Below are 19,581 nucleotides of genomic sequence, written 5' to 3'. Positions count from 1 at the left end.
GATGGAGTCATACGCATTGCTGCTGGGGTCTACGCTCAGTGCAGGCACGGTGCTGGCGCTGGCCGCATTGGGGCTGTTGATCAATGAGCGCGCGGGCATCGTCAATCTGGGCGCGGAAGGGATGATGCTGTGTGCAGCACTGGCGGGCTTTGCCACGGTGGTGCATACCGGCAATCCGTGGCTAGGGTTTGCCGCCGCGATGGCTGCGGGGGCTGCGCTGGCGGCCTTGCTGGGCCTGCTGGTGATTTGGCTGGGCACCAATCAATATGCCACGGGGTTGGCTCTGAGCCTGTTTGGGGTGGGCTTTTCAGCCTTTGCGGGCATTGGCTATGTGCAGGCCAAGCTGCCAGAGCTGCCCCAGTATGCGCTGCCTTGGCTGGGTGACATCCCACTGCTTGGCGCCGCGTTGTTTCGCCAGCATCCACTGGTGTATCTGACCATGGCACTCACGGCGGGGCTGGTGTGGTTTTTGTACCGTACACGAGCGGGACTGGTGCTGCGGGCTGTGGGGGAATCCCCCGAGTCGGCCCATGCACTGGGTTATCCAGTGCGCCGCATCCGTCTGTTGGCTGTGGTGGTGGGGGGCGCCCTGTGTGGTTTGGCGGGTGGCTATATTGCCACTGTCTACACGCCGCTGTGGGTAGAAGGCATGGTGGCTGGGCGCGGCTGGATCGCACTGGCACTCACCACCTTTGCTACCTGGCGGCCAGTACGGGTGCTGCTGGGTGCCTATCTGTTTGGTGGGGTGACCATGTTGCAGTTTCACTTGCAGGCCACAGGTGTGCAGGTGGCTAGCCAGTTGCTGAGCATGTTGCCTTATGTAGCCACGATTGTGGTGCTGGCATTGATTTCACGCAATCCGGTCTGGATACGTGCCAACATGCCTGCATCGCTTGGAAAGCCCTTCCACCCCGGCTGATAATGGCCGCTTTTTGCGCCATTGCCCTTGTCTTGAGGAATCTACATGACCGATTTGTACAAACGCCGCGCCCTGTTGCAAGTGGCTGCGCTTTCTGCCCTAACAGCTGCCACCTTGGTAGGCTGCGGCAAAAAAGAGGAGCCAGCACCTACCCCTGCGCCTGCACCCGCAGCACAAGCACCGGCCCCCAAGCCTGAACCGCTGAAAATCGCCTTTGCCTACATTGGCCCGGTGGGTGATGGTGGTTGGACTTATGCCCACGACAATGGGCGCAAGGCACTGGAAAAAGAATTTGGTGACAAGATCGTGACCAGTTTTGTCGAGAGCGTGCCCGAGTCGGCAGATGCCGAGCGGGTATTGCGCGACATGGCAGGCCAGGGCAACCAACTGATTTTTGGCACCACCTTTGGCTACATGGAGTCGATTCAGAAACTGGCCCCTGACTTTGCCCATGTGAAGTTTGAGCACGCTACCGGCTACAAAACTGCCGCAAATGTGCGTACGTACGACAGCCGTACCTACGAGGGTGCTTACATGGCAGGGGTGATTGCCGGGGCCATGACCAAAACCAACACCTTGGGTGTGGTGGGTTCGGTGCCTATCCCCGAAGTGCTGCGCAACATCAACAGCTTTACGCTGGGTGCGCAGTCGGTCAACCCCAAGATCAAGACCAAGGTAGTGTGGGTGAATGAATGGTTCAGCCCACCTAAAGAGACAGAGGCAGCCACCTCGCTCATCAACGGTGGTGCTGACATTTTGTTCCAGAACACCGACTCTGCTGCAGTGCTCAAAACAGCTGAAGAAAAAGGCAAGCGGGCGTTTGGCTGGGACTCGGACATGACCGCCTATGGCCCCAAGGCCCACTTGGGGTCGGCTGTCATTAACTGGGGGCCGTATTACGTCAAGGCCGTTAAAGACGTGCTGGAAGGCACTTGGAGCACCGGACAGGCTTGGTGGGGCGTGAAGGAAGGCGCGATTGATCTGGTATCGGTGGCAGACGATGTGCCTGCGGACGTCAAAGCCAAGGTCGACGAGATCAAGCGTGGCCTGAAAGAAGGCACTCTTTCCATCTGGAAAGGCCCGATTCTGGGCCAAGATGGCAAGGAAATTTTGGCGAAAGATGTCGTCGCCGATGACAAATTTTTGGGCAGTGTGAATTTTTATGTGCAGGGCGTAGAAGGCAAGGTGCCTGGCAGCAACGATTCGAAGTAAGCTGGCATAGCGACGCTTGCAAGGGCCGCCGTAGGGCGGCCTTTTTTTCTGGCATGAAGGAGAAGTTCACGATGTTTAAAGTTCCCCCCGTATCCGCCGCCCGTCTGCCCGACCTGTTGCGTGCTATGCCCAAGGCCGAGCTGCATATCCACATCGAAGGCTCGCTGGAGCCAGAGTTGATCTTTGCCTTGGCGCAGCGCAATGGCATCACCCTGCCCTATGCCAGCGTAGAGGCCTTGCGCAGTGCCTATGCCTTTAGCAACTTGCAGAGCTTTTTAGACATTTATTACGCTGGGGCCAGCGTGTTGCTGCATGAGCAAGACTTTTACGACATGGCCCGTGCTTATCTGGCCCGTGCGGTGCAAGACAACGTGGTACATGCCGAAATCTTTTTCGATCCCCAAACCCACACTGCACGCGGCGTGCCGATGGAAGCGGTGATCCACGGTTTGCACCGTGCTTGTCAAGATGCACGGGCCGAGTCGGGCATCAGTGCCACGCTGATTCTGTGTTTCTTACGCCACTTGAGCGAGGAAGATGCTTTTGCCACCCTAGAGCAGGCGCTGCCTTGGCAAGACAAGTGGATAGGCGTGGGCTTGGACAGCAGCGAAGTCGGCCATCCGCCAGAAAAGTTTGCCCGCGTTTTTGCCCGTTGTCGTGAACTGGGGCTGCATGTGGTGGCCCATGCCGGGGAAGAAGGGCCGCCAGCCTATATTTGGAGTGCGTTGGATGTGCTGGGGGCCGAGCGCATCGATCATGGCGTGCAAGCACTGCGCGATGCAATGCTGGTGCAGCGGCTGGCACAAAGCCGCACGCCACTGACAGTGTGCCCGTTGTCCAATCAAAAGCTGTGCGTATTTCCTGAACTCAAAGACCACAACCTGCCCCAATTGCTCGATGCAGGCTTGTGCGCCACCGTCAACTCAGACGATCCGGCCTATTTTGGCGGTTATCTCAATGACAACCTGGTGCAGGTGTTTGCTGCCACGGGCATGACGGCCCGCCATGCCTACCAGTTGGCTAGCAACAGCTTTGAGGCCAGCTTTGTCCCCGAGGCCGACAAGCGCCAGTGGCAGCACCGGCTCAAAGAGGTGTTTGAACGGTTTGTTGAACACGACTATTGAGCTGGAGTGGCCACCGTTCAAGGGGTGGGAGCAATGGCCCGCGTCAATTGGGCGGCGTAATCCTGCAAAGTGGTGGCATCGGGGTTTTTGCGGGGCCAGCTCAGGGCGATGCCGTCTTGGGCGTGGCGGGGCACCACATGCAGGTGAAAATGGAACACCGTCTGATCGCCTTCACGCCCATTGGCCTGCAAGAGAGTGATACCGGGCGGGTCGAATGTGGCTTGAATGGCACTGGCGACGCGCTGCGCAGTTTGCATGACGGCTGCCGCCTCTTGCGGGGTAATGTCTAGCAAGGTGGCTGCATGGCGCTTGGTGGCTACCAGCACATGGCCGGGGTTGACTTGGCCAATGTCCATAAAAGCGATAGTGAGCGTGTCTTCATAGACACGGGCCGCAGGGATCTCACCCGCCACCAAGCGACAGAAAATACATTGACCTGGTGGGGAAGTATCGACAAACAGGGGCATGGCAAGTCTCCTTGTGTAGTGATGACGCCCACATAGTAATTCGCTAAGATAGCGCCAAAGACTGCTGCCCCGGCAGTCTTTTGTTTTTTCGTGATGCCCGGGCCATGTAGAGGAACACCATGTACAAAAACCTCGCGGCCACGTTCGTGGCTGCTTGCGTATCTTCTTCCCTTTTTTTTCCTGCCCATGCTGCCGACGAAGCAGCGCCTGCATCCGCTATCAAGGCCGGTTTTGTCTATGTCACCCCAGTGACCGAAGCGGGCTGGACGCGCCAGCACGATGAGGGCCGCAAGGCCGTAGAGGCGGCACTGGGTAGTCGGGTGCAAACCACTTTTGTGGCTAACGTGCCCGAAGGAGCCGATGCAGAGCGCGTGATTCGTGATTTGGCACAGCAGGGGCACCAGATCATCTTTACCCCCAGTTTTGGCTACATGGAGCCCACACTCAAGGTGGCACAGGATTTTCCGGGGGTGAAGTTTGAATCCATCACGGGCTACAAGCAGGCAGCCAATGTAGCCACAGCCAATGCACGCTATTACGAGGGCCGCTATCTGGCAGGCATGGTGGCTGGACGCATGAGCCGCACTGGCACGGCTGGGTTTGTGGCGGGCTTTCCGATTCCGGAGGTGTTGCAGGGCATCAATGCGTTTGCGCTGGGCATGCAGGCCGTTCATCCCAAGGCCACCCTGAAAGTGGTGTGGCTCCATGCTTGGTTTGATCCACCCAAAGAGCGTGATGCAGCGATGGCACTGTTCAACCAAGGGGCAGATGTGCTGGCTTTCCATACGGGTTCTACCGCGGTGATGGCTGCTGCCCAAGAGCGTGGCAAGATGGCGGTAGCCTACCACTCGGACATGCGCCAAGTGGGGCCAGATGCCCAAATTGTGGCTGTTACCCACCAATGGGGAGATTACTACACCCGGCGTGTGCGGGCCGTGCTGGACGGCGCTTGGAAAGCGGGCAATGTCTGGGGTGGCGTGCGCGAAGGCATGATCCGTGTTGGTCACTTTGGTACCAAGGTGCCACAGCGTGTGCAACAGGAGGTGCTGGCGGCGCAAAAAGAGCTGGCCGATGGCACGCGCCACCCATTCCGGGCTGGCAAACAGCCTGTGCGCGACAACCAAGGGCGTGAAGTGATCGCTCCCGGCCAAACGTTGTCCGATGGGCAAATTTTGCAAATGCATTGGCTGGTTGAGGGGGTGCAAGGCCAGCTGCCGCGCTGAGGCTTGCTACCAACACCCTCCTTGGTGTGGCGCTCAGTGGCTTGGCATGGGGGCAGGGATGGTGCTATAAATTGATAATAATTCTCAATTGATTCTCTATCCGGCCCCCGTGAAAGCAATGGGGTCTTTCTTTTTGCCATTTTGGAGTTTTTGTCATGCGTTTTGTCCGTTTGCGTTGGCCTACCATCGTTCTCAGTAGTTGCTTGGTCGGGTTGTCTATGCCTGTGTGGGCAGAGCGGCCTATGGCGGTAGATGATGCGGGCACGATGGAGCGTGGTGGTGCCAAAGTCGAGATGGGCTGGAGCAAAGATGCCGGACAACGCGGTTGGGAAGCTGCCGTAGGTTTTGGCCCCATAGACAATTTGGAGGCAGAAGTTGCCTTTGCACATGCCCGCGACCGTTCAGTAGCACCCAGCACCACATTGCGAGCTGTGGGAGCAGCCCTGAAATGGGTGCCATTACAGGCCGAGCAAGGCTTGTCAGCGGGCCTGAAATACGAATATGCCCGTGAACGGGCCGATGGTGAACAGGCTGCCCATGTGCATGCACTGTCGGGTTTGGCTACCTGGGCCTTTGATGCTGGGCCTCGTCTGCATGTCAATTTGGGGCGGGCTTGGACGCGCCACGATGGGCATGTAGACACTTGGGGCGTGGGGCTGGATGTGCCTTTGGGCAGCCAGTGGGCACTGACACTAGAGACCTTTGGCGAAGAACACAGCAAACCCGACCGCCAGATAGGGGTGCGCTATGAGATTGCCGAGGGCGTCAAATTGTCAGCGGCGGCAGGCCGTGGCAACGGACGCAGTATTGCCAACCTAGGCGTGGCCTGGGAGTTCTAAATCTCCCAGACTCGCCGCTTGGGTATTGGCAATACCCAAGCACCTTGACCTTTAAGCCAGATCAAAGCGATCGGCGTTCATGACCTTAGTCCAAGCAGCAACAAAATCCTGCACAAATTTCTGCCGGTTGTCGTCTTGGGCATAAACCTCGGCGTAAGAGCGCAGAATGGAGTTGGAGCCAAACACCAAGTCCACACGGGTGGCCGTCCATCGGGTGGCTCCCGTTTGGCGGTCGCGGATGTCGTACGAGTTGCGTCCGGTGGGCACCCAGGTGTAAGCCATATCGGTCAGGTGGACAAAGAAGTCGTTGGTGAGCACACCCACCCGGTCGGTGAACACACCATGGGCGCTGCCACCGTGGTTGGTGCCTAGCACCCGCAGCCCCCCTAACAGCACGGTCATTTCATGGGCTGTCAGGCCCATGAGTTGCGCCCTGTCTAGCAGCAGCTCCTCTGGCTTGACCACATAGTGCTTCTTTTGCCAGTTGCGGAAACCATCGGCCACGGGCTCCAGTACATCAAAGGATTGCGCATCGGTCATGGCAGCTGTGGCATCGCCACGGCCTGGGGCGAATGGCACGCTCACTTCATGGCCTGCAGCCTTGGCGGCTTGCTCTATGCCCACATTACCCGCCAGCACGATCACATCGGCCAGACTGGCACCAGTTTCTGTGGCAATACCCTCCAGCACAGCCAAAACTTTAGACAAACGGGCTGGTTCGTTACCTTCCCAGTCTTTTTGTGGTGCTAGGCGAATGCGGGCACCGTTGGCACCGCCTCGCTTGTCTGAGCGGCGGAAGGTACGGGCGCTATCCCAAGCTGTGCTGACCATCTCGCTGATGCTCAGACCACTGGCCTCAATCTTGGCCTTGACTGCTGCAAGATCGTAGTCCTTGCGCCCTGCAGGCACGGGGTCTTGCCAGATCAGGTCTTCTGGTGGCACTTCGGGGCCAATGTAGCGGCTCTTGGGGCCCATGTCACGGTGGGTGAGCTTGAACCAAGCACGGGCAAAGGTTTCTGAGAAATAAGCCGGATCTTGGCGGAACCGCTCCGAAATCTTGCGATATTCGGGGTCCATCTTCATGGCCATGTCGGCATCGGTCATGATGGGGTTGTGGCGGATGGACGGATCTTCCGCATCCACTGGCTTGTCTTCTTCCCGAATGTTGATCGGCTCCCATTGCCAAGCGCCAGCAGGGCTTTTCTTGAGTTCCCAGTCGTAGTTGAGCAACAACTCAAAGTAGCCGTTGTCCCACTGGGTGGGATGGGTAGTCCAGGCACCCTCCAGACCGCTGGTTACAGTGTCGCGGCCTACGCCGCGGGTGCTGTGGTTGTTCCAGCCCAAGCCTTGCTCGGCTATATCGGCCGCCTCGGGGGCTGGCCCCAAATTGGCGGCACTGCCATTGCCGTGGGCTTTGCCTACTGTATGCCCGCCCGCAGTCAGAGCCACGGTTTCCTCATCGTTCATGGCCATGCGGGCAAAGGTCACGCGCACATCATGGGCTGTCTTGAGCGGGTCTGGTTTGCCATCCACACCTTCGGGATTGACATAAATCAGCCCCATCATCACTGCCGCCAATGGGTTGTCTAGGTCGCGTTCACCGGAGTAGCGGCTGCCTTGGCTGCCACTGGGGGCCAGCCATTGTTTCTCTGATCCCCAGTAGATGTCTTTTTCAGGGTGCCAAATGTCTTCGCGGCCAAAGGCAAAACCAAAAGTTTTGAGGCCCATCGACTCATAGGCCACGTTACCAGCCAAGATGATCAGGTCTGCCCAACTGAGTTTGTTGCCATACTTTTTCTTGATGGGCCAGAGCAGGCGGCGGGCCTTGTCAAGATTGGCGTTGTCGGGCCAAGAGTTCAGAGGCGCAAAACGCTGGTTGCCAGTGCCAGCGCCACCACGGCCATCGGCAATGCGGTAGGTTCCGGCAGAGTGCCAAGCCATGCGGATCATCAAGCCACCATAATGGCCCCAGTCGGCAGGCCACCAGTTTTGGCTGCTGGTCATGAGAGCCGTCAAGTCCTGCTTGAGTGCAGCCACATCCAGTTGCTTGACTTCTTCGCGGTAGTTGATGCCTTGGAGAGGGTTGGTTTTGGCATCGTGTTGGTGCAGGATATCTAGGTTCAACGCCTCGGGCCACCAGTCCATGTTCGACTTGCCTGCCGCCGTATTAGCGCCATGCACCACTGGGCAAGTGCCTGCTGGGTTGGCATTTTGTGCTTCTTGCATCTAGGTCTCCTTGAATGGCTCTGTGAGATCAGGTTGCCCCGTCTACCTTATAGCGCGGCAGCCTGAAACACAGCATAGCAGCATCCACGCAGCAATGGTGGACAGTTCAACGAGGGTGCAAGAGTGGCGTATTGGCGCCGTATGACCGAGCGATCTAGGCGCACTCTTGTTTGGGATCGCGTTCCATCAGGATGGAGACTGCATCCAAGGGGCGTAACTGACCATCAAGCAGCGCCACCACCCCTTCACTGATGGGCATTTCTACCCCCAGATGCAGGGCACGCTGCACCACGGTGCGGGCGCTATAAACGCCTTCAGCCACATGGCCCAAGGAGTTGACTGCTTGCTGCAAACTTTGCCCTTGCGCCAACAACTGGCCTACCCGGCGGTTGCGGGACAGATCGCCAGTGGCCGTCAAAACCAGATCGCCCAGCCCAGACAGCCCCATGAAAGTCTCAGCCCGCGCGCCCAGTGCCAGACCAAGGCGGGTCATTTCGGTTAACCCCCGCGTGATCAGTGCAGCACGGGCATTGAGTCCGAGTGCCAAGCCATCACACAGGCCGGTGGCAATGGCCAGCACATTTTTGACGGCCCCACCCACCTCTACGCCCACAATGTCGTCGTTGGCATAAACACGCAGGCTAGGGCTGTGCAACGCCTGCACCAGGGCTTCACGCACACGGGCATGCTCACTTGCCGCCACCAGTGCAGTGGGCTGGCCCCTGGCCACCTCTTGGGCAAAGCTGGGGCCACTGAGTGCCCCCGCAACCAAATCTGGGGCCACCTCAGCCCGCACTTCATGGGCGAGTAATCCAAACGCGCTCGAGCCAGCAGGCACCGCCTCAAAGCCCTTGCACAACCAAGCCAGCGGAGCCTGACAGTGGCGCAATTGGGTCAACAGGCTGCGCAGAGCTGCCATGGGCGTGGCCACGATCACCAGATCTGCGCCCACTATTTGGGCTTGTACGGGCCCAGCAGCCACTTGCAAGGTGTGGGGTAGGGCAACATCGGGCAGATAGCGGGCATTGCAGCGCGTTGCCTGCATCTCTGCGCATTGGTGGGCATCGCGTGTCCACAAAGTGACAGCATGGCCTGTTGGATGGTGGGCGGCGCTGATGGCCACGGCAGTGCCCCAAGCGCCAGCACCAAGGACGACGATTTTCATGAAAACAGGCGGACGCCACGGCGGGTGTGCCGCAGGCGCCCCTTAGACAGGAGATTACTGTGGCAGCAGGGTAGAAGGAGCTTGGCCTTCCACTTGGGCCTGTTGCTGCTCATACATGGCTTGGAAGTTGATTTCTGCCAGATGTACCGGGGGGAATCCGGCGCGGGTGATCAGGTCAGCCACATTGCCACGCAGATAGGGATAGACGATTTGCGGGCAGGCAATACCCATGATGGGGCCCATTTGGTCTTCGGGGATATTGCGGATTTCAAAAATACCGGCCTGCTTGGCTTCCACCAGAAACACCGTGCGATCTTTGACCTTGGTTTGCACCGTGGCCGTGACGGCTACTTCAAAAATGCCCTCGGCCACAGGAGTGGCTTCCACACCCAACTGGATATCTACACTGGGCTGCTCTTGTTCCAACAGAATGGCAGGCGAATTAGGTTGCTCCAGCGAGGCATCCTTGAGGTAAACGCGTTGGATTTGGAATACGGGGGTAGCAGCTTGGTCGGTCATGACAGAGGTCTTTCCTGAATGCATACAGCATGAAAAGGCCCGCGCGGGAGTGGCTCCCACAGCGGGCACACGGGTAAGGGGATTATGCAGTGCCCAACAGGGGGAGCAGGCCGCCCTGGCTGTCTAGGGCCATCAGGTCGTCACAACCACCCACATGGGTGCTGCCAATGAAAATTTGCGGCACTGTGCGCCGACCAGTGATTTCCATCATCTGCTGGCGAGCGGTCGGATCTTGATCGATACGAATTTCTTCAATTTGCTCAACCCCTCGGCTCTTGAGCAATTGCTTGGCACGAATGCAATAAGGGCAGACGGCGGTTGTGTACATCTTTACAGCTTGCATGGCTTGTCCTTTCAATGGCTGGTGCAGAGGGTTCAGGATTTGTCTATTGGCAGCCCTGCTTCTTGCCAAGCTTTGAGCCCGCCTGCAAGCACTTGGGCATTGGTGTAGCCCAGTTTTTGTGCCACCACGGCTGCACGTTGCGCGCGGCTGCCACGGGCACAAACCAACACCAGTGGCACGTTCTTGTTTTTGACCACAGCGGGCAGACGACTTTCCAATTCGGCCAGTGGCACGTTCTTGGCACCGGCTGCATGGCCGGTGGCGTATTCGTCGGCCCCGCACACATCAATCAGCACGCCCTTTTCGCGGTTGATGAGCTGCACGGCTGCCGCGGTGCTCAAGCCGCCCGCGCCTGCCTGAAGGGCAGGCAGCAGCAACATGGCGCCAGAGACCACAGCCAGAAGAATCAAATACCAGTTCTCGACGATGAAATTCACGTTATTCCTTGGGTTGGCAAACAGTAGCAATTTTAGAATGTGCGGTTTTGACCCGTTCTCTCTAGGGAAACCATGCACAAACTCGTTCTGATCCGCCACGGCGAATCCACCTGGAACCTGGAAAACCGCTTTACCGGCTGGACTGATGTCGATCTGACCCCCACGGGCGTCTCGCAGGCCATGTCGGCTGGCAAATTGCTCAAGGCCGAAGGCTATGAGTTTGATCTGGCCTACACCAGCGTCTTGAAGCGCGCCATCCACACCTTGTGGTACGCCTTGGACGAAATGGATTGCACTTGGTTGCCAGTACAAAAAAGCTGGCGTCTGAATGAACGCCATTATGGCGCTTTGCAAGGCTTGAACAAAGCCGACATGGCACAGCAGTATGGTGATGAGCAGGTGCTGATTTGGCGCCGCAGCTATGACACTCCACCCCCGGCACTGGAGGCCAATGATCCGCGTGGTCAGCGCGATGACCGTCGCTATGCAGGACTCACGCCCGAACAGGTGCCCCTGACAGAATGCCTCCAAGACACCGTGGCCCGTGTGTTGCCTTTCTGGAATGAAGTGATGGCCCCAGCCATCCAAAGTGGGCAACGGGTAGTGGTGGCCGCCCACGGCAACTCGATCCGCGCTTTGGTCAAGTATTTGGACAATATCTCCGAACAAGACATTGTGGGCCTGAACATTCCCAACGGCATTCCGCTGGTATATGAGCTCGATGACAACCTCAAGCCCATCCGCCACTACTATTTGGGTGATGCGGAGGCGGCTGCCAGGGCAGCTGCTGCTGTGGCTTCGCAAGGCAAGGCGTAACTCGGTTGCTTTGACAGTGACAACCCATCCACAAAGCATGTAAGCAAAGTGCCTGCACTGGGAACTGGTGCAGGTGCGGCCCCTCCAAGGGAATGATTGAAACGGTAAAGGTGTGTTCTATGGGCCACAAACTCAAAATTGCAGGGTGGGTGTCGATAGGCGTGGTCGCCGGGGCGCTGACCACGGTGTCGCTACAAACGGTGGCGCGCGGCGCCATGTCGCCACTGCCGCTGGAAGAAATCCAGCAGCTGTCCGCCGTCTTCGGTCTGGTCAAGACCGACTATGTCGAGCCGGTAGACGACAAAAAGCTGATCACGGATGCCATCTCCGGCATGGTCTCCAGCTTAGACCCACATTCGCAGTATTTCGATAAAAAATCGTTTGCTGAATTTCGGGAGGGCACCACAGGCAAGTTTGTCGGGGTGGGTATTGAGATTACCCAAGAAGACGGCCTGATCAAAGTGGTCTCGCCCATTGAGGGCTCTCCCGCTTTCAGGGCGGGCATCAAGACCAATGACCTGATTACCAAGATTGACGACACCGCCGTGAAGGGGTTGTCTTTGAGCGATGCCGTCAAGAAGATGCGCGGCGAGCCGCGCACCAAGGTCACTTTGATGATTCTGCGCAAAGATGAAGGGCGCACCTTCCCGGTCACTATCACCCGTGAAGAAATCAAAACCCAATCGGTCAAGGCCAAAATGGTGGAGCCGGGCTACGGTTGGATTCGCCTGAGCCAGTTTCAAGAGCGCACGGTCGATGATTTTGTGCGCAAGGTCGAAGAGCTGTACAAACAAGATCCCAAGCTCAAAGGTTTGGTGTTGGACTTGCGCAATGACCCTGGTGGCTTGTTGGATGCTGCCGTGGCTATTTCGGCAGCATTTTTGCCAGCAGATGTGACGGTGGTCTCTACCAATGGCCAGTTGGCTGAAAGCAAAGCCACTTACAAGGCATCGCCCGATTTCTATGCCCGCCGTGGCAGTGGCGACCCACTCAAACGCCTGCCTGTGGCCCTCAAGACCGTGCCTTTGGTGGTGCTGGTCAATGAAGGCTCTGCGTCCGCCAGTGAGATTGTTGCAGGGGCACTACAAGACCACAAGCGAGCCACCGTCATGGGCAGCCAGACCTTTGGCAAGGGCTCGGTACAAACGGTGCGCCCGCTCGGCCCAGACACCGGCATTAAACTGACCACTGCCCGCTACTACACCCCCAGTGGCAAAACCATCCAAGCCAAGGGCATCGTCCCAGATGTGATGCTGGACGAGACTGCCGAAGGCGATGTGTTTGCCGCCTTGCGTATGCGTGAGGCCGATTTGGAGAAACACTTGGGTAACGGCCAAGGCGAAGAGAAGAAGGATGAGACACGCGAGCAGGCCCGCGAGGAAGCCCGCAAGCGTCTGGAAGAGGAGGCCAAAAAGCCTGTGGCTGAGCGCAAGCTGCCCGAGTTTGGCTCCGACAAAGACTTCCAGTTGGCACAGGCACTCAACCGACTCAAGGGCCAGCCCGTACTGGTGAGCAAGACGCAAAGCGAGCGTAAGGACGAGAAAAAAGAAACTCCGTAAGCCGCACGGGTGCTGTGCCGTAGTGCAGCACTGGGCTTGCATTTTCCAATGGGCCGACTGCCATACCAATGGAGCGGCCTTTTTCTTTGGCAGTGTCTGTCTTCTTTTGCAATGAATTCGCCATGACCGATGACCAGCTTTTGCGCTATTCCCGCCATATCCTGCTCGATGATGTGGGCATAGAAGGCCAGCAGCGGCTGTTAGACGCCCATGCCTTGGTAATTGGTGCGGGGGGCTTGGGTTCGCCTGTGGCGCTCTATCTGGCCTCAGCGGGAGTGGGGCACATCACCTTGGTGGATGACGATACCGTTGACCTGACCAACTTGCAACGCCAAGTAGCCCACACCACTGCCAGGGTGGGCCAGCCCAAGGTGCTTTCAATGGCCCAGGCCTTGCGCGAAATCAATCCAGAAATACAGGTGACTGCGCTACAAGCCCGAGCCGATGCCGATGGGCTGCAGCAATGGGCACAGCATGCCCATGTTGTGCTCGATTGCAGTGACAACTATGCCACCCGCCATGCGATCAATGCTGCCTGCGTGCGCCAACAAGTGCCATTGGTGGCTGGTGCGGCCAGCCGCTGGGATGGGCAACTGATGGTGGTCGAAACCCGCCAAGCCACATCACCATGCTATGCCTGCCTATTTGCGCCCGATGCTGGGTTTGAAGACCTGCGCTGCGCCACGATGGGGGTATTGGCACCTTTGGTGGGCATCATTGGGGCCATGCAGGCAGCAGAGGCCATCAAGTTGTTGTCTGGGGTGGGCACTTCACTGGCTGGGCAACTTCTGATGTTGAATGCCCGCTCTATGCAATGGCGCAGCCTACAAGTGCCACGCAACCCAGAATGTCGGGTGTGTGGCACCGATCATCAACATGCTTTTCTGTAGACCGATGGTGCCAGCAATTGCATGGTGCCTCGGGCCTCACAGAGGCTTTCGGAGTGTCCGACAAAGAAATAACCATCGGGTTTGACCTTGGACGTCACACGCTCCACTACGCTGCGCTTGGTCTCTCGATTAAAGTAGATCAGCACATTGCGCAAAAAGACCACATCAAACTGCCCGATGTTGGGCAGCGATTCATTGAGGTTAAGTTGCAGAAAACTGACCCGGTTGCGCAGCTTGCGGTCGATCAGAAAAGTGCCTTTGTATTCATCGGTGCCGATGCGACAAAACCGCTCCAAGTAGTCATCGGGGATGTGCCTAGACCGGGCCAGCGCATACTGGCCGCGTTTGGCACTTTGCAGCACTTGGGTAGAGATATCTGAACCGAAAACCTCCCAAGCAGCATTTTCTCCCAGGCAGTCTGCCAAAATCATGGCAATGCTGTAGGCCTCCTCACCACTGGAGCTGGCCGCACTCCAGACCCGAAAGGTGGATGCACGCCCACGGGCAGCCAGAGCCCGTTCGCGCAAAAAGTCAAAGTGCCTTTCTTCCCGAAAAAAGTAGGTCTCGTTGGTGGTCAACAAGTCCACAGCCACCTGCACTTCCGCAGGGTTGCTGCCGCTGGTCAGCAGTTTGAAATATTCGGTAAAGCTACTCAGTTGGTACAAATGCAAACGTTTGGCTAGACGGCACACCACCAATGCCTTCTTGGCGGCAGATAGCATGATGCCTGCCGCCTCAAAGATGAAACGTTGATAGCTAGAAAATTCCTGATCGGTCAGAGTTTGCGCATACATGATGGAACTCCATAATGATCTCCTCAATTCTCTGCTGGAGCCATAGAGGAGGCACTGCAACCAAGTTCAGGAAAAATTCCTGATGGTTCAGTCAAGGGGGGGGCAATAAGGATGGCAAATCCCGCAACTGCATCCAAACTCCTTTCATGGCGTGAACAGGGCCTGAAACATGATTCAGGCGAGCATGGCTATCAGATGTGTTGCTGTCCACGTATAAAGTTGGTGAACTTACTTTCATCAATGTCTATATGGGCCACCTCTCGAATCAAAGGTTCGGTGTCTTTAGAAGAAAAGGTATTGCCAATTTTTCTAGGCATTAACCGAGAGCTTTTGACAGGTGGGATTTTCTTGTTGTTACCAAAATGGCCATGATGCTCTATCTTGAAAAATGCTATCGTTTGTTGCAGTTGTTCGATTTGCGAGCTCATTTCTTCGGCATTGGTTGCCAGTTCTTCGGAGCTAGAAGCATTTTGTTGGGTGGTTTGACTCAATTGCATCACGGCTGCATTGATCTGACCGGCCCCGGAGGATTGTTCCTCTGAGGCCGCAGTGATCTCTTGCACCAAATCCGATGTTTTCTTGATACTGGGCACAATCTCACTGAGCAGATTGCCTGCCTTGACAGCCAAGTCGACACTGGAGCCCGCCACGGTAGCGATTTCTTGGGCTGCAACCTGAGAGCGTTCGGCCAATTTGCGCACTTCAGCGGCCACCACCGCAAATCCTTTGCCATGTTGTCCAGCTCTGGCCGCTTCAATGGCTGCGTTCAAGGCCAGCAGATTGGTTTGGTAGGCAATATCGTCAATGATGCTGATCTTCTTGGCGATCTGCTTCATGGCGGCTACGGTAGCTGCCACCGACTCGCCGCCTTCTATCGCTTGGCGGGCCGCTTGGCTAGCCATGCTGTCGGTAATCTTGGCATTCTCGCTATTCATGGTGATGGAGGCGTGCATCTCTTCCATCGATGCGCTGGTCTCTTCGACGCTGGCTGCTTGCTCACTCGATGCTTGTGACAACGCCTGTGAGGTGCTGTTGACCTGTGCAGCCGCCTCGGCGATGGTTTCTGCGGCCACGAGCACTTCTGTAATCACATTTGCGATCTTGCTGATCGAGTTGTTGACCATGTCACGCAACTCACGCAGGCGTCCTTGGTAATCGCCCGTGACCCGCAGTGTCAGATCGCCTTGCTCAAACGAGGAGAGCACCGACATGGCCTCATTGATCGGGTTGATAACTGCATCCAGGGTGTCATTGACCCCCTGAACAATCTTGCGGAAATCACCTTGGTGTTGGCTGGCATCAGCGCGGGTTGCCAGTTTGCCTTCTACCGCTGCCCGCGAGAGCATGTTGGCATCGGCCACCAGCGCATTGATGGCACTGATACAGGTATTGAGGTTGTTTTTGATGGTGTTGAAGTCACCGTTATAGGTTGCGGTGATGGGGGCTGGAATGGTGCCATGCGAGATATCGTCTACATACTTGGCGGCCACATTGAGGGGGCCAATCACGGCATCTAGCGTTTCATTGACACCTTGCACAATTTTGCGGAAATCGCCTTGGTGCTGGCTGGCATCAGCGCGGGTTGCCAGTTTGCCTTCTACCGCTGCCCGCGAGAGCATGTTGGCATCGGCCACCAGCGCATTGATGGCATCGATGCAGGTGTTGAGGTTGTTTTTGATGGTGTTGAAGTCGCCGTGGTAAGCATCGGTGATTTTGGGTGGTATCGCACCACGGGAGATACCGTCTACATACTTGGCAGCCACATTGAGGGGGCCAATCACGGCATCTAGCGTTTCGTTAACGCCCTGCACAATCTTTCGGAAATCGCCTTGGTGTTTGCTGGCATCTGCACGGGTAGAGAGTTTGCCTTCAATGGCGGCGCGCGAAAGCGTGTTGGCATCGGCCACCATCGTCTGGATAGCTACTTGCATGGTGCGCATCGAGTCTGCAAGCTGGCCCAGTTCGTCTTTGCTGTGGATGTCGGTGTCGGTAGAGAAATCACCCACCGCCATTTTTTGGGTGCTTCTGATCAGGCGCTGTGTGGGGCCAGTGATGCTGTGGGTAATCCACCAAGCAAAAACAATGCTGCACAGCACGGAGAACATTGCCACACCAGATAACAAATACTCCGAGGAACGAGCCAAAGCATTGGCATCCTCCCCAGATTTTTGCATTAAATCTGTCTGGTATTTATTGAGGTAAACAACGGATTCAATGTATTGGGTTTGTGTGGTGCGCAAATCACCAGACAGCAGGGCCAGTGCTTCTTCTCTCTTGCCAGACTTTAGCGCATCAAGATAGCGATCTTGCTGTACCAAATAAACAGAGCGGCGGGCAGTGAGTTGCTTGAGAGCTGCTTTTCCTTCACTGCTTTGGATGGTTTTTTCCAAATCTCCTAAACGGTCTGCAACTATTTTGCGCTGCTCATGGATAATGCCGAGTTCTCTTTGTAGCCCTGCATCACCATGAATATAAGCATCCCGTAGACTGTTGGCATTGATGTAGATAGCGTCACTGATCTCATTGGCCTGTACGGTTTTGGGAAAGCGATCGTTGACGACTTCGTTGATTTCTTTGTCTAAATTACCAATGCGGATTATGCCCGTGCCTGCAATGAAGACCATCATCAGTACCACAAGAAAAAATCCTATGGACAGACGGTAGCCAACCCTCATATTCTGAAACATGGTCAAGCCTTTCTGGGTTAATAGCCCGCGCCAACATTGTCATGAAATTTTGGTTGGGTTATTGATGAAAGGCATGAAGATCCGTTGGAGGTGACTTGCGCGATGCCGCTATGGTTTGTCAAAAAATAACTTTGCCCATGCCCTAATGAACGAATTGATGAACGAGTATTCTCGCGGAATAAAAATAACCCAAAATTTGGTAAAACTTTTACACAGAATTTTCTTAAAATCAAGCGCAAAAATTGTATCAAATTGAAACAAAGATATTTATTGACATTCATCATTTGTCATGATAAATGCATATTATTAGATAAGAATAAGATGATGTTGTTCTGATTTCCTCAGGAAAAACTGAGTGTGTTTGGAATCTCATGCTATTTTTGCCGCCTTGCGGCTTGCCTGAGTGCAAGAACAGGAGTAGTGTGTCAGGCGCTTCGCATGGGGTTCTTCTTGAATTTTCTCTGGATACAGGGAGCGAGAGGGCTCCTATCTATCCAGTTGGCATGAATGGCGACAGACGGCTGCGCAAGCGCAGTGGGAGGCTGGGCGCTGCATTTTTCTCATGGAAAGAAAGCCTGTATGCCCCGTGTTCTGATCGCCGAAGACAGCAAGATACAGGCCGAGATGTTGCGCTCTTTGTTGCTCGATGCAGGCTACAAGGTGAGTGTGGCCCATGATGGCTCTCAGGCTTTGCAGATGGCCCGGATAGAGCGTCCAGATTTGCTGGTCAGTGACGTCACCATGCCCGTGATGGATGGTTTTGAGCTGTGTCAGAACATACGCAAAGACGCCAGTTTGCGCTCGCTGCCGGTGATACTGCTCACGGCCATGACGGGAGTCAAGGACATCATCCAAGGGCTTAATGCTGGGGCGGATAACTACGTTACCAAACCCTTTGACAATGCCATGCTGCTGGCACGCATCCAAGATGCACTGCTCAGGCCAAGCCAGGCATTCCGAGAAGAAAAGTTGGCATTGGAAGCCACCTCGGATGGCAAACGTTTTCAGGTTCATGCAGGCCCGCAGCAAATGCTTAATTTGCTGCTATCCACGTACCACAATGCACTCGAACAGAACAAGTTGCTCCGCTCTACCCAGGTCAAACTGACCCAGCTCAACTGCCAGTTGCAAGAGGAGGTGGAGCGCCAATCCAAGGCGTTGATAGAAGAGGAGCGCAAACTCAGTGCGGAACGCGAAATGTTGCTCAAGCAGCGTTCTGCCCACCATGAGCAAATGCACTCCAGTCTGATTGAGTCGGTCACAGCCATTGCTGCCACCATTGAGGTGCGCGACCCTTACACTTCTGGACACCAGCAGCGGGTGGCTAGTTTGTCGGTATTGATTGGCAAAGAGCTGGAGCTGTCAGACTTTTCTCTGGAGGGATTGCATATTGCCGCCTCCGTACACGATATAGGCAAAATTCGTATCCCTGCCGAGATATTGACCAAACCCGGTCGACTGGACCCACCAGAGTTTGAGCTGATCAAATTGCATTCTGTGGCCGGATTTGAGATATTAAAAAGTATCCATTTTCCTTGGCCGATTGCCAGCATTGTCATGCAGCACCACGAGCGTTTAGATGGCTCAGGTTATCCGCATGGCCTTAAAGGTGATGAGATCATTACAGAAGCCATGATTATTGCCGTGGCGGATGTGATTGAGTCTATGGCAACCGCCAGACCTTATAGAAAGCCCCTCGGTATTCAATCAGCTATTGATGAAATTCAGAAGGGGCGGGGCATCAAATTTTCTTCAGAGGTCGTCGACGCCTTCATGCGGGTGCATGAAAATCGGCTGTGGTCACCCGATTTTTAACGGCTGGTGTGGTGGCAGTGACCCAAGAGCCCAGATGCAGTCTGGCTTATGTTGTGGGGCGTAATTTTTGCATCAGTTGCTGGTGGATGGTTGGAGCCACAAACTGGGTTACATCGCCACCGAGCATGGCAATTTCGCGCACCAAAGTGCTGCTGATATGTTGATAGGGGGTGCTGGGGGTCAGAAAAATGCTTTCTACCTCGGGGCGCAAGGCACGGTTCATACCTGCCAGTTGGAATTCATAATCAAAATCGGTGCCTGAGCGCAGACCGCGCACCATCACTTGTGCTCCCCGGGCGGTGGCAAATTCTGTGACGAGTCCTTCAAAAGGCTCTACCTGAATGTGTGGGTAGTCTTTCACAGCCTCGCGCACCATGTGCAGGCGCTCGTCCAGCGTAAACAGGGTTTTTTTATGGTGGGCAATTGCCACCGCCACCGTGACGCGGCTAAACAGGCGTGCAGCGCGGTGCAACATGTCTTCATGGCCCAAGGTGATGGGATCAAAGGTGCCGGGGTAGATAGCCAAGATATCGTTTGCCATAGGGG

At 56.0% G+C, this 19,581-nt stretch carries 17 protein-coding genes and 2 pseudogenes; 9 read left to right on the top strand and 10 right to left on the bottom strand.

The window, feature by feature from the left end:
• Window position 1: 1 nt before the first annotated feature.
• From ACYVB2_RS10045 to ACYVB2_RS10035, 3 genes are all read left to right on the top strand, one after another.
• Complete coding sequence (locus tag ACYVB2_RS10045) at window positions 2-919, top strand: ABC transporter permease (protein ID WP_382432221.1); 918 nt, start codon at window positions 2-4, stop codon at window positions 917-919.
• A gap of 45 nt (window positions 920-964) precedes the next feature.
• Window positions 965-2,131: a BMP family ABC transporter substrate-binding protein gene (locus ACYVB2_RS10040; protein WP_382432219.1), complete on the top strand. Its 1,167-nt coding sequence runs from the start codon at window positions 965-967 to the stop codon at window positions 2,129-2,131.
• Window positions 2,132-2,202: 71 nt separating this feature from the next.
• Window positions 2,203-3,255, top strand: a complete 1,053-nt coding sequence (locus tag ACYVB2_RS10035; RefSeq protein WP_382432217.1) for an adenosine deaminase — start codon at window positions 2,203-2,205, stop codon at window positions 3,253-3,255.
• A gap of 17 nt (window positions 3,256-3,272) precedes the next feature.
• Here the strand turns inward: ACYVB2_RS10035 and ACYVB2_RS10030 are convergent, their stop codons facing one another.
• A complete protein-coding gene (locus ACYVB2_RS10030; protein ID WP_382432215.1) occupies window positions 3,273-3,722 on the bottom strand; it encodes an HIT family protein in 450 nt (149 codons plus the stop codon).
• A 119-nt stretch (window positions 3,723-3,841) separates the two neighbouring features.
• Here ACYVB2_RS10030 and ACYVB2_RS10025 point away from each other — a divergent pair, with 119 nt between their 5' ends.
• Window positions 3,842-4,945: a BMP family ABC transporter substrate-binding protein gene (locus ACYVB2_RS10025; protein WP_382432214.1), complete on the top strand. Its 1,104-nt coding sequence runs from the start codon at window positions 3,842-3,844 to the stop codon at window positions 4,943-4,945.
• Between the two features lie 155 nt (window positions 4,946-5,100).
• Entirely contained in the window at window positions 5,101-5,784 is a 684-nt protein-coding gene (locus ACYVB2_RS10020; RefSeq protein ID WP_382432212.1) for a hypothetical protein, read from the top strand.
• A gap of 51 nt (window positions 5,785-5,835) precedes the next feature.
• Here the strand turns inward: ACYVB2_RS10020 and katG are convergent, their stop codons facing one another.
• The 5 genes from katG to ACYVB2_RS09995 all read right to left on the bottom strand — a co-directional run bounded on the left by katG (window position 5,836) and on the right by ACYVB2_RS09995 (window position 10,474).
• Window positions 5,836-8,010, bottom strand: a complete 2,175-nt coding sequence (gene katG / locus ACYVB2_RS10015; RefSeq protein WP_382432210.1) for a catalase/peroxidase HPI — start codon at window positions 8,008-8,010, stop codon at window positions 5,836-5,838.
• 154 nt (window positions 8,011-8,164) lie between these two features.
• A complete protein-coding gene (locus ACYVB2_RS10010; protein WP_382432208.1) occupies window positions 8,165-9,175 on the bottom strand; it encodes an NAD(P)H-dependent glycerol-3-phosphate dehydrogenase in 1,011 nt (336 codons plus the stop codon).
• A gap of 54 nt (window positions 9,176-9,229) precedes the next feature.
• A complete protein-coding gene (gene secB / locus ACYVB2_RS10005) occupies window positions 9,230-9,694 on the bottom strand; it encodes a protein-export chaperone SecB (protein WP_382432206.1) in 465 nt (154 codons plus the stop codon).
• A gap of 82 nt (window positions 9,695-9,776) precedes the next feature.
• On the bottom strand, window positions 9,777-10,037 hold the full coding sequence (gene grxC / locus ACYVB2_RS10000) for a glutaredoxin 3 (protein WP_382432204.1): 261 nt from the start codon (window positions 10,035-10,037) through the stop codon (window positions 9,777-9,779).
• 32 nt (window positions 10,038-10,069) lie between these two features.
• On the bottom strand, window positions 10,070-10,474 hold the full coding sequence (locus tag ACYVB2_RS09995) for a rhodanese-like domain-containing protein (protein WP_382432202.1): 405 nt from the start codon (window positions 10,472-10,474) through the stop codon (window positions 10,070-10,072).
• A gap of 72 nt (window positions 10,475-10,546) precedes the next feature.
• Here ACYVB2_RS09995 and gpmA point away from each other — a divergent pair, with 72 nt between their 5' ends.
• The 3 genes from gpmA (at window position 10,547) to ACYVB2_RS09980 (ending at window position 13,739) form a co-directional block, all read left to right on the top strand.
• Complete coding sequence (gene gpmA / locus ACYVB2_RS09990; protein WP_382432200.1) at window positions 10,547-11,290, top strand: 2,3-diphosphoglycerate-dependent phosphoglycerate mutase; 744 nt, start codon at window positions 10,547-10,549, stop codon at window positions 11,288-11,290.
• A 119-nt stretch (window positions 11,291-11,409) separates the two neighbouring features.
• Window positions 11,410-12,849 (top strand): S41 family peptidase, encoded by a 1,440-nt coding sequence (locus ACYVB2_RS09985; RefSeq protein ID WP_382432198.1) that lies wholly within the window; start codon window positions 11,410-11,412, stop codon window positions 12,847-12,849.
• Between the two features lie 122 nt (window positions 12,850-12,971).
• Window positions 12,972-13,739 (top strand): HesA/MoeB/ThiF family protein, encoded by a 768-nt coding sequence (locus ACYVB2_RS09980; RefSeq protein ID WP_382432196.1) that lies wholly within the window; start codon window positions 12,972-12,974, stop codon window positions 13,737-13,739.
• Here the strand turns inward: ACYVB2_RS09980 and ACYVB2_RS09975 are convergent.
• From ACYVB2_RS09975 to ACYVB2_RS09965, 3 genes and pseudogenes are all read right to left on the bottom strand, one after another.
• Entirely contained in the window at window positions 13,721-14,533 is an 813-nt protein-coding gene (locus tag ACYVB2_RS09975) for a CheR family methyltransferase (protein WP_382432194.1), read from the bottom strand. The genes ACYVB2_RS09980 and ACYVB2_RS09975 overlap by 19 nt on opposite strands.
• A gap of 191 nt (window positions 14,534-14,724) precedes the next feature.
• Window positions 14,725-15,906 (bottom strand): annotated as a pseudogene (locus ACYVB2_RS09970) (methyl-accepting chemotaxis protein); the annotation flags it as partial.
• Window positions 15,907-15,909: 3 nt separating this feature from the next.
• Window positions 15,910-17,208: pseudogene (locus ACYVB2_RS09965) on the bottom strand (MCP four helix bundle domain-containing protein); the annotation flags it as partial.
• Window positions 17,209-17,799: 591 nt separating this feature from the next.
• Between ACYVB2_RS09965 and ACYVB2_RS09960 the strand changes: the two are divergent.
• A complete protein-coding gene (locus ACYVB2_RS09960) occupies window positions 17,800-19,035 on the top strand; it encodes an HD domain-containing phosphohydrolase (RefSeq protein ID WP_382432192.1) in 1,236 nt (411 codons plus the stop codon).
• Window positions 19,036-19,081: 46 nt separating this feature from the next.
• Here the strand turns inward: ACYVB2_RS09960 and coaD are convergent, their stop codons facing one another.
• Window positions 19,082-19,576: a pantetheine-phosphate adenylyltransferase gene (gene coaD / locus ACYVB2_RS09955; protein WP_382432190.1), complete on the bottom strand. Its 495-nt coding sequence runs from the start codon at window positions 19,574-19,576 to the stop codon at window positions 19,082-19,084.
• Between the last annotated feature and the right edge of the window lie 5 nt (window positions 19,577-19,581).

It is taken from the genome of Giesbergeria giesbergeri (genome assembly GCF_054779375.1).
Note: the sequence above shows the minus strand (reverse complement) of the source record. Positions and strands in the feature narration are given on the sequence as shown.

Excerpts from the sequence above, each read along its gene's own strand:
- ACYVB2_RS10045 (WP_382432221.1), top strand. The coding sequence starts at position 2 with ATGGAGTCATACGCATTGCTGCTGGGGTCTACGCTCAGTGCAGGCACG.
- ACYVB2_RS10040 (WP_382432219.1), top strand. The coding sequence starts at position 965 with ATGACCGATTTGTACAAACGCCGCGCCCTGTTGCAAGTGGCTGCGCTT.
- ACYVB2_RS10035 (WP_382432217.1), top strand. The coding sequence starts at position 2,203 with ATGTTTAAAGTTCCCCCCGTATCCGCCGCCCGTCTGCCCGACCTGTTG.
- ACYVB2_RS10030 (WP_382432215.1), bottom strand. The coding sequence starts at position 3,722 with ATGCCCCTGTTTGTCGATACTTCCCCACCAGGTCAATGTATTTTCTGT.
- ACYVB2_RS10025 (WP_382432214.1), top strand. The coding sequence starts at position 3,842 with ATGTACAAAAACCTCGCGGCCACGTTCGTGGCTGCTTGCGTATCTTCT.
- ACYVB2_RS10020 (WP_382432212.1), top strand. The coding sequence starts at position 5,101 with ATGCGTTTTGTCCGTTTGCGTTGGCCTACCATCGTTCTCAGTAGTTGC.
- katG (WP_382432210.1), bottom strand. The coding sequence starts at position 8,010 with ATGCAAGAAGCACAAAATGCCAACCCAGCAGGCACTTGCCCAGTGGTG.
- ACYVB2_RS10010 (WP_382432208.1), bottom strand. The coding sequence starts at position 9,175 with ATGAAAATCGTCGTCCTTGGTGCTGGCGCTTGGGGCACTGCCGTGGCC.
- secB (WP_382432206.1), bottom strand. The coding sequence starts at position 9,694 with ATGACCGACCAAGCTGCTACCCCCGTATTCCAAATCCAACGCGTTTAC.
- grxC (WP_382432204.1), bottom strand. The coding sequence starts at position 10,037 with ATGCAAGCTGTAAAGATGTACACAACCGCCGTCTGCCCTTATTGCATT.
- gpmA (WP_382432200.1), top strand. The coding sequence starts at position 10,547 with ATGCACAAACTCGTTCTGATCCGCCACGGCGAATCCACCTGGAACCTG.
- ACYVB2_RS09985 (WP_382432198.1), top strand. The coding sequence starts at position 11,410 with ATGGGCCACAAACTCAAAATTGCAGGGTGGGTGTCGATAGGCGTGGTC.
- ACYVB2_RS09980 (WP_382432196.1), top strand. The coding sequence starts at position 12,972 with ATGACCGATGACCAGCTTTTGCGCTATTCCCGCCATATCCTGCTCGAT.
- ACYVB2_RS09975 (WP_382432194.1), bottom strand. The coding sequence starts at position 14,533 with ATGTATGCGCAAACTCTGACCGATCAGGAATTTTCTAGCTATCAACGT.
- ACYVB2_RS09960 (WP_382432192.1), top strand. The coding sequence starts at position 17,800 with ATGCCCCGTGTTCTGATCGCCGAAGACAGCAAGATACAGGCCGAGATG.
- coaD (WP_382432190.1), bottom strand. The coding sequence starts at position 19,576 with ATGGCAAACGATATCTTGGCTATCTACCCCGGCACCTTTGATCCCATC.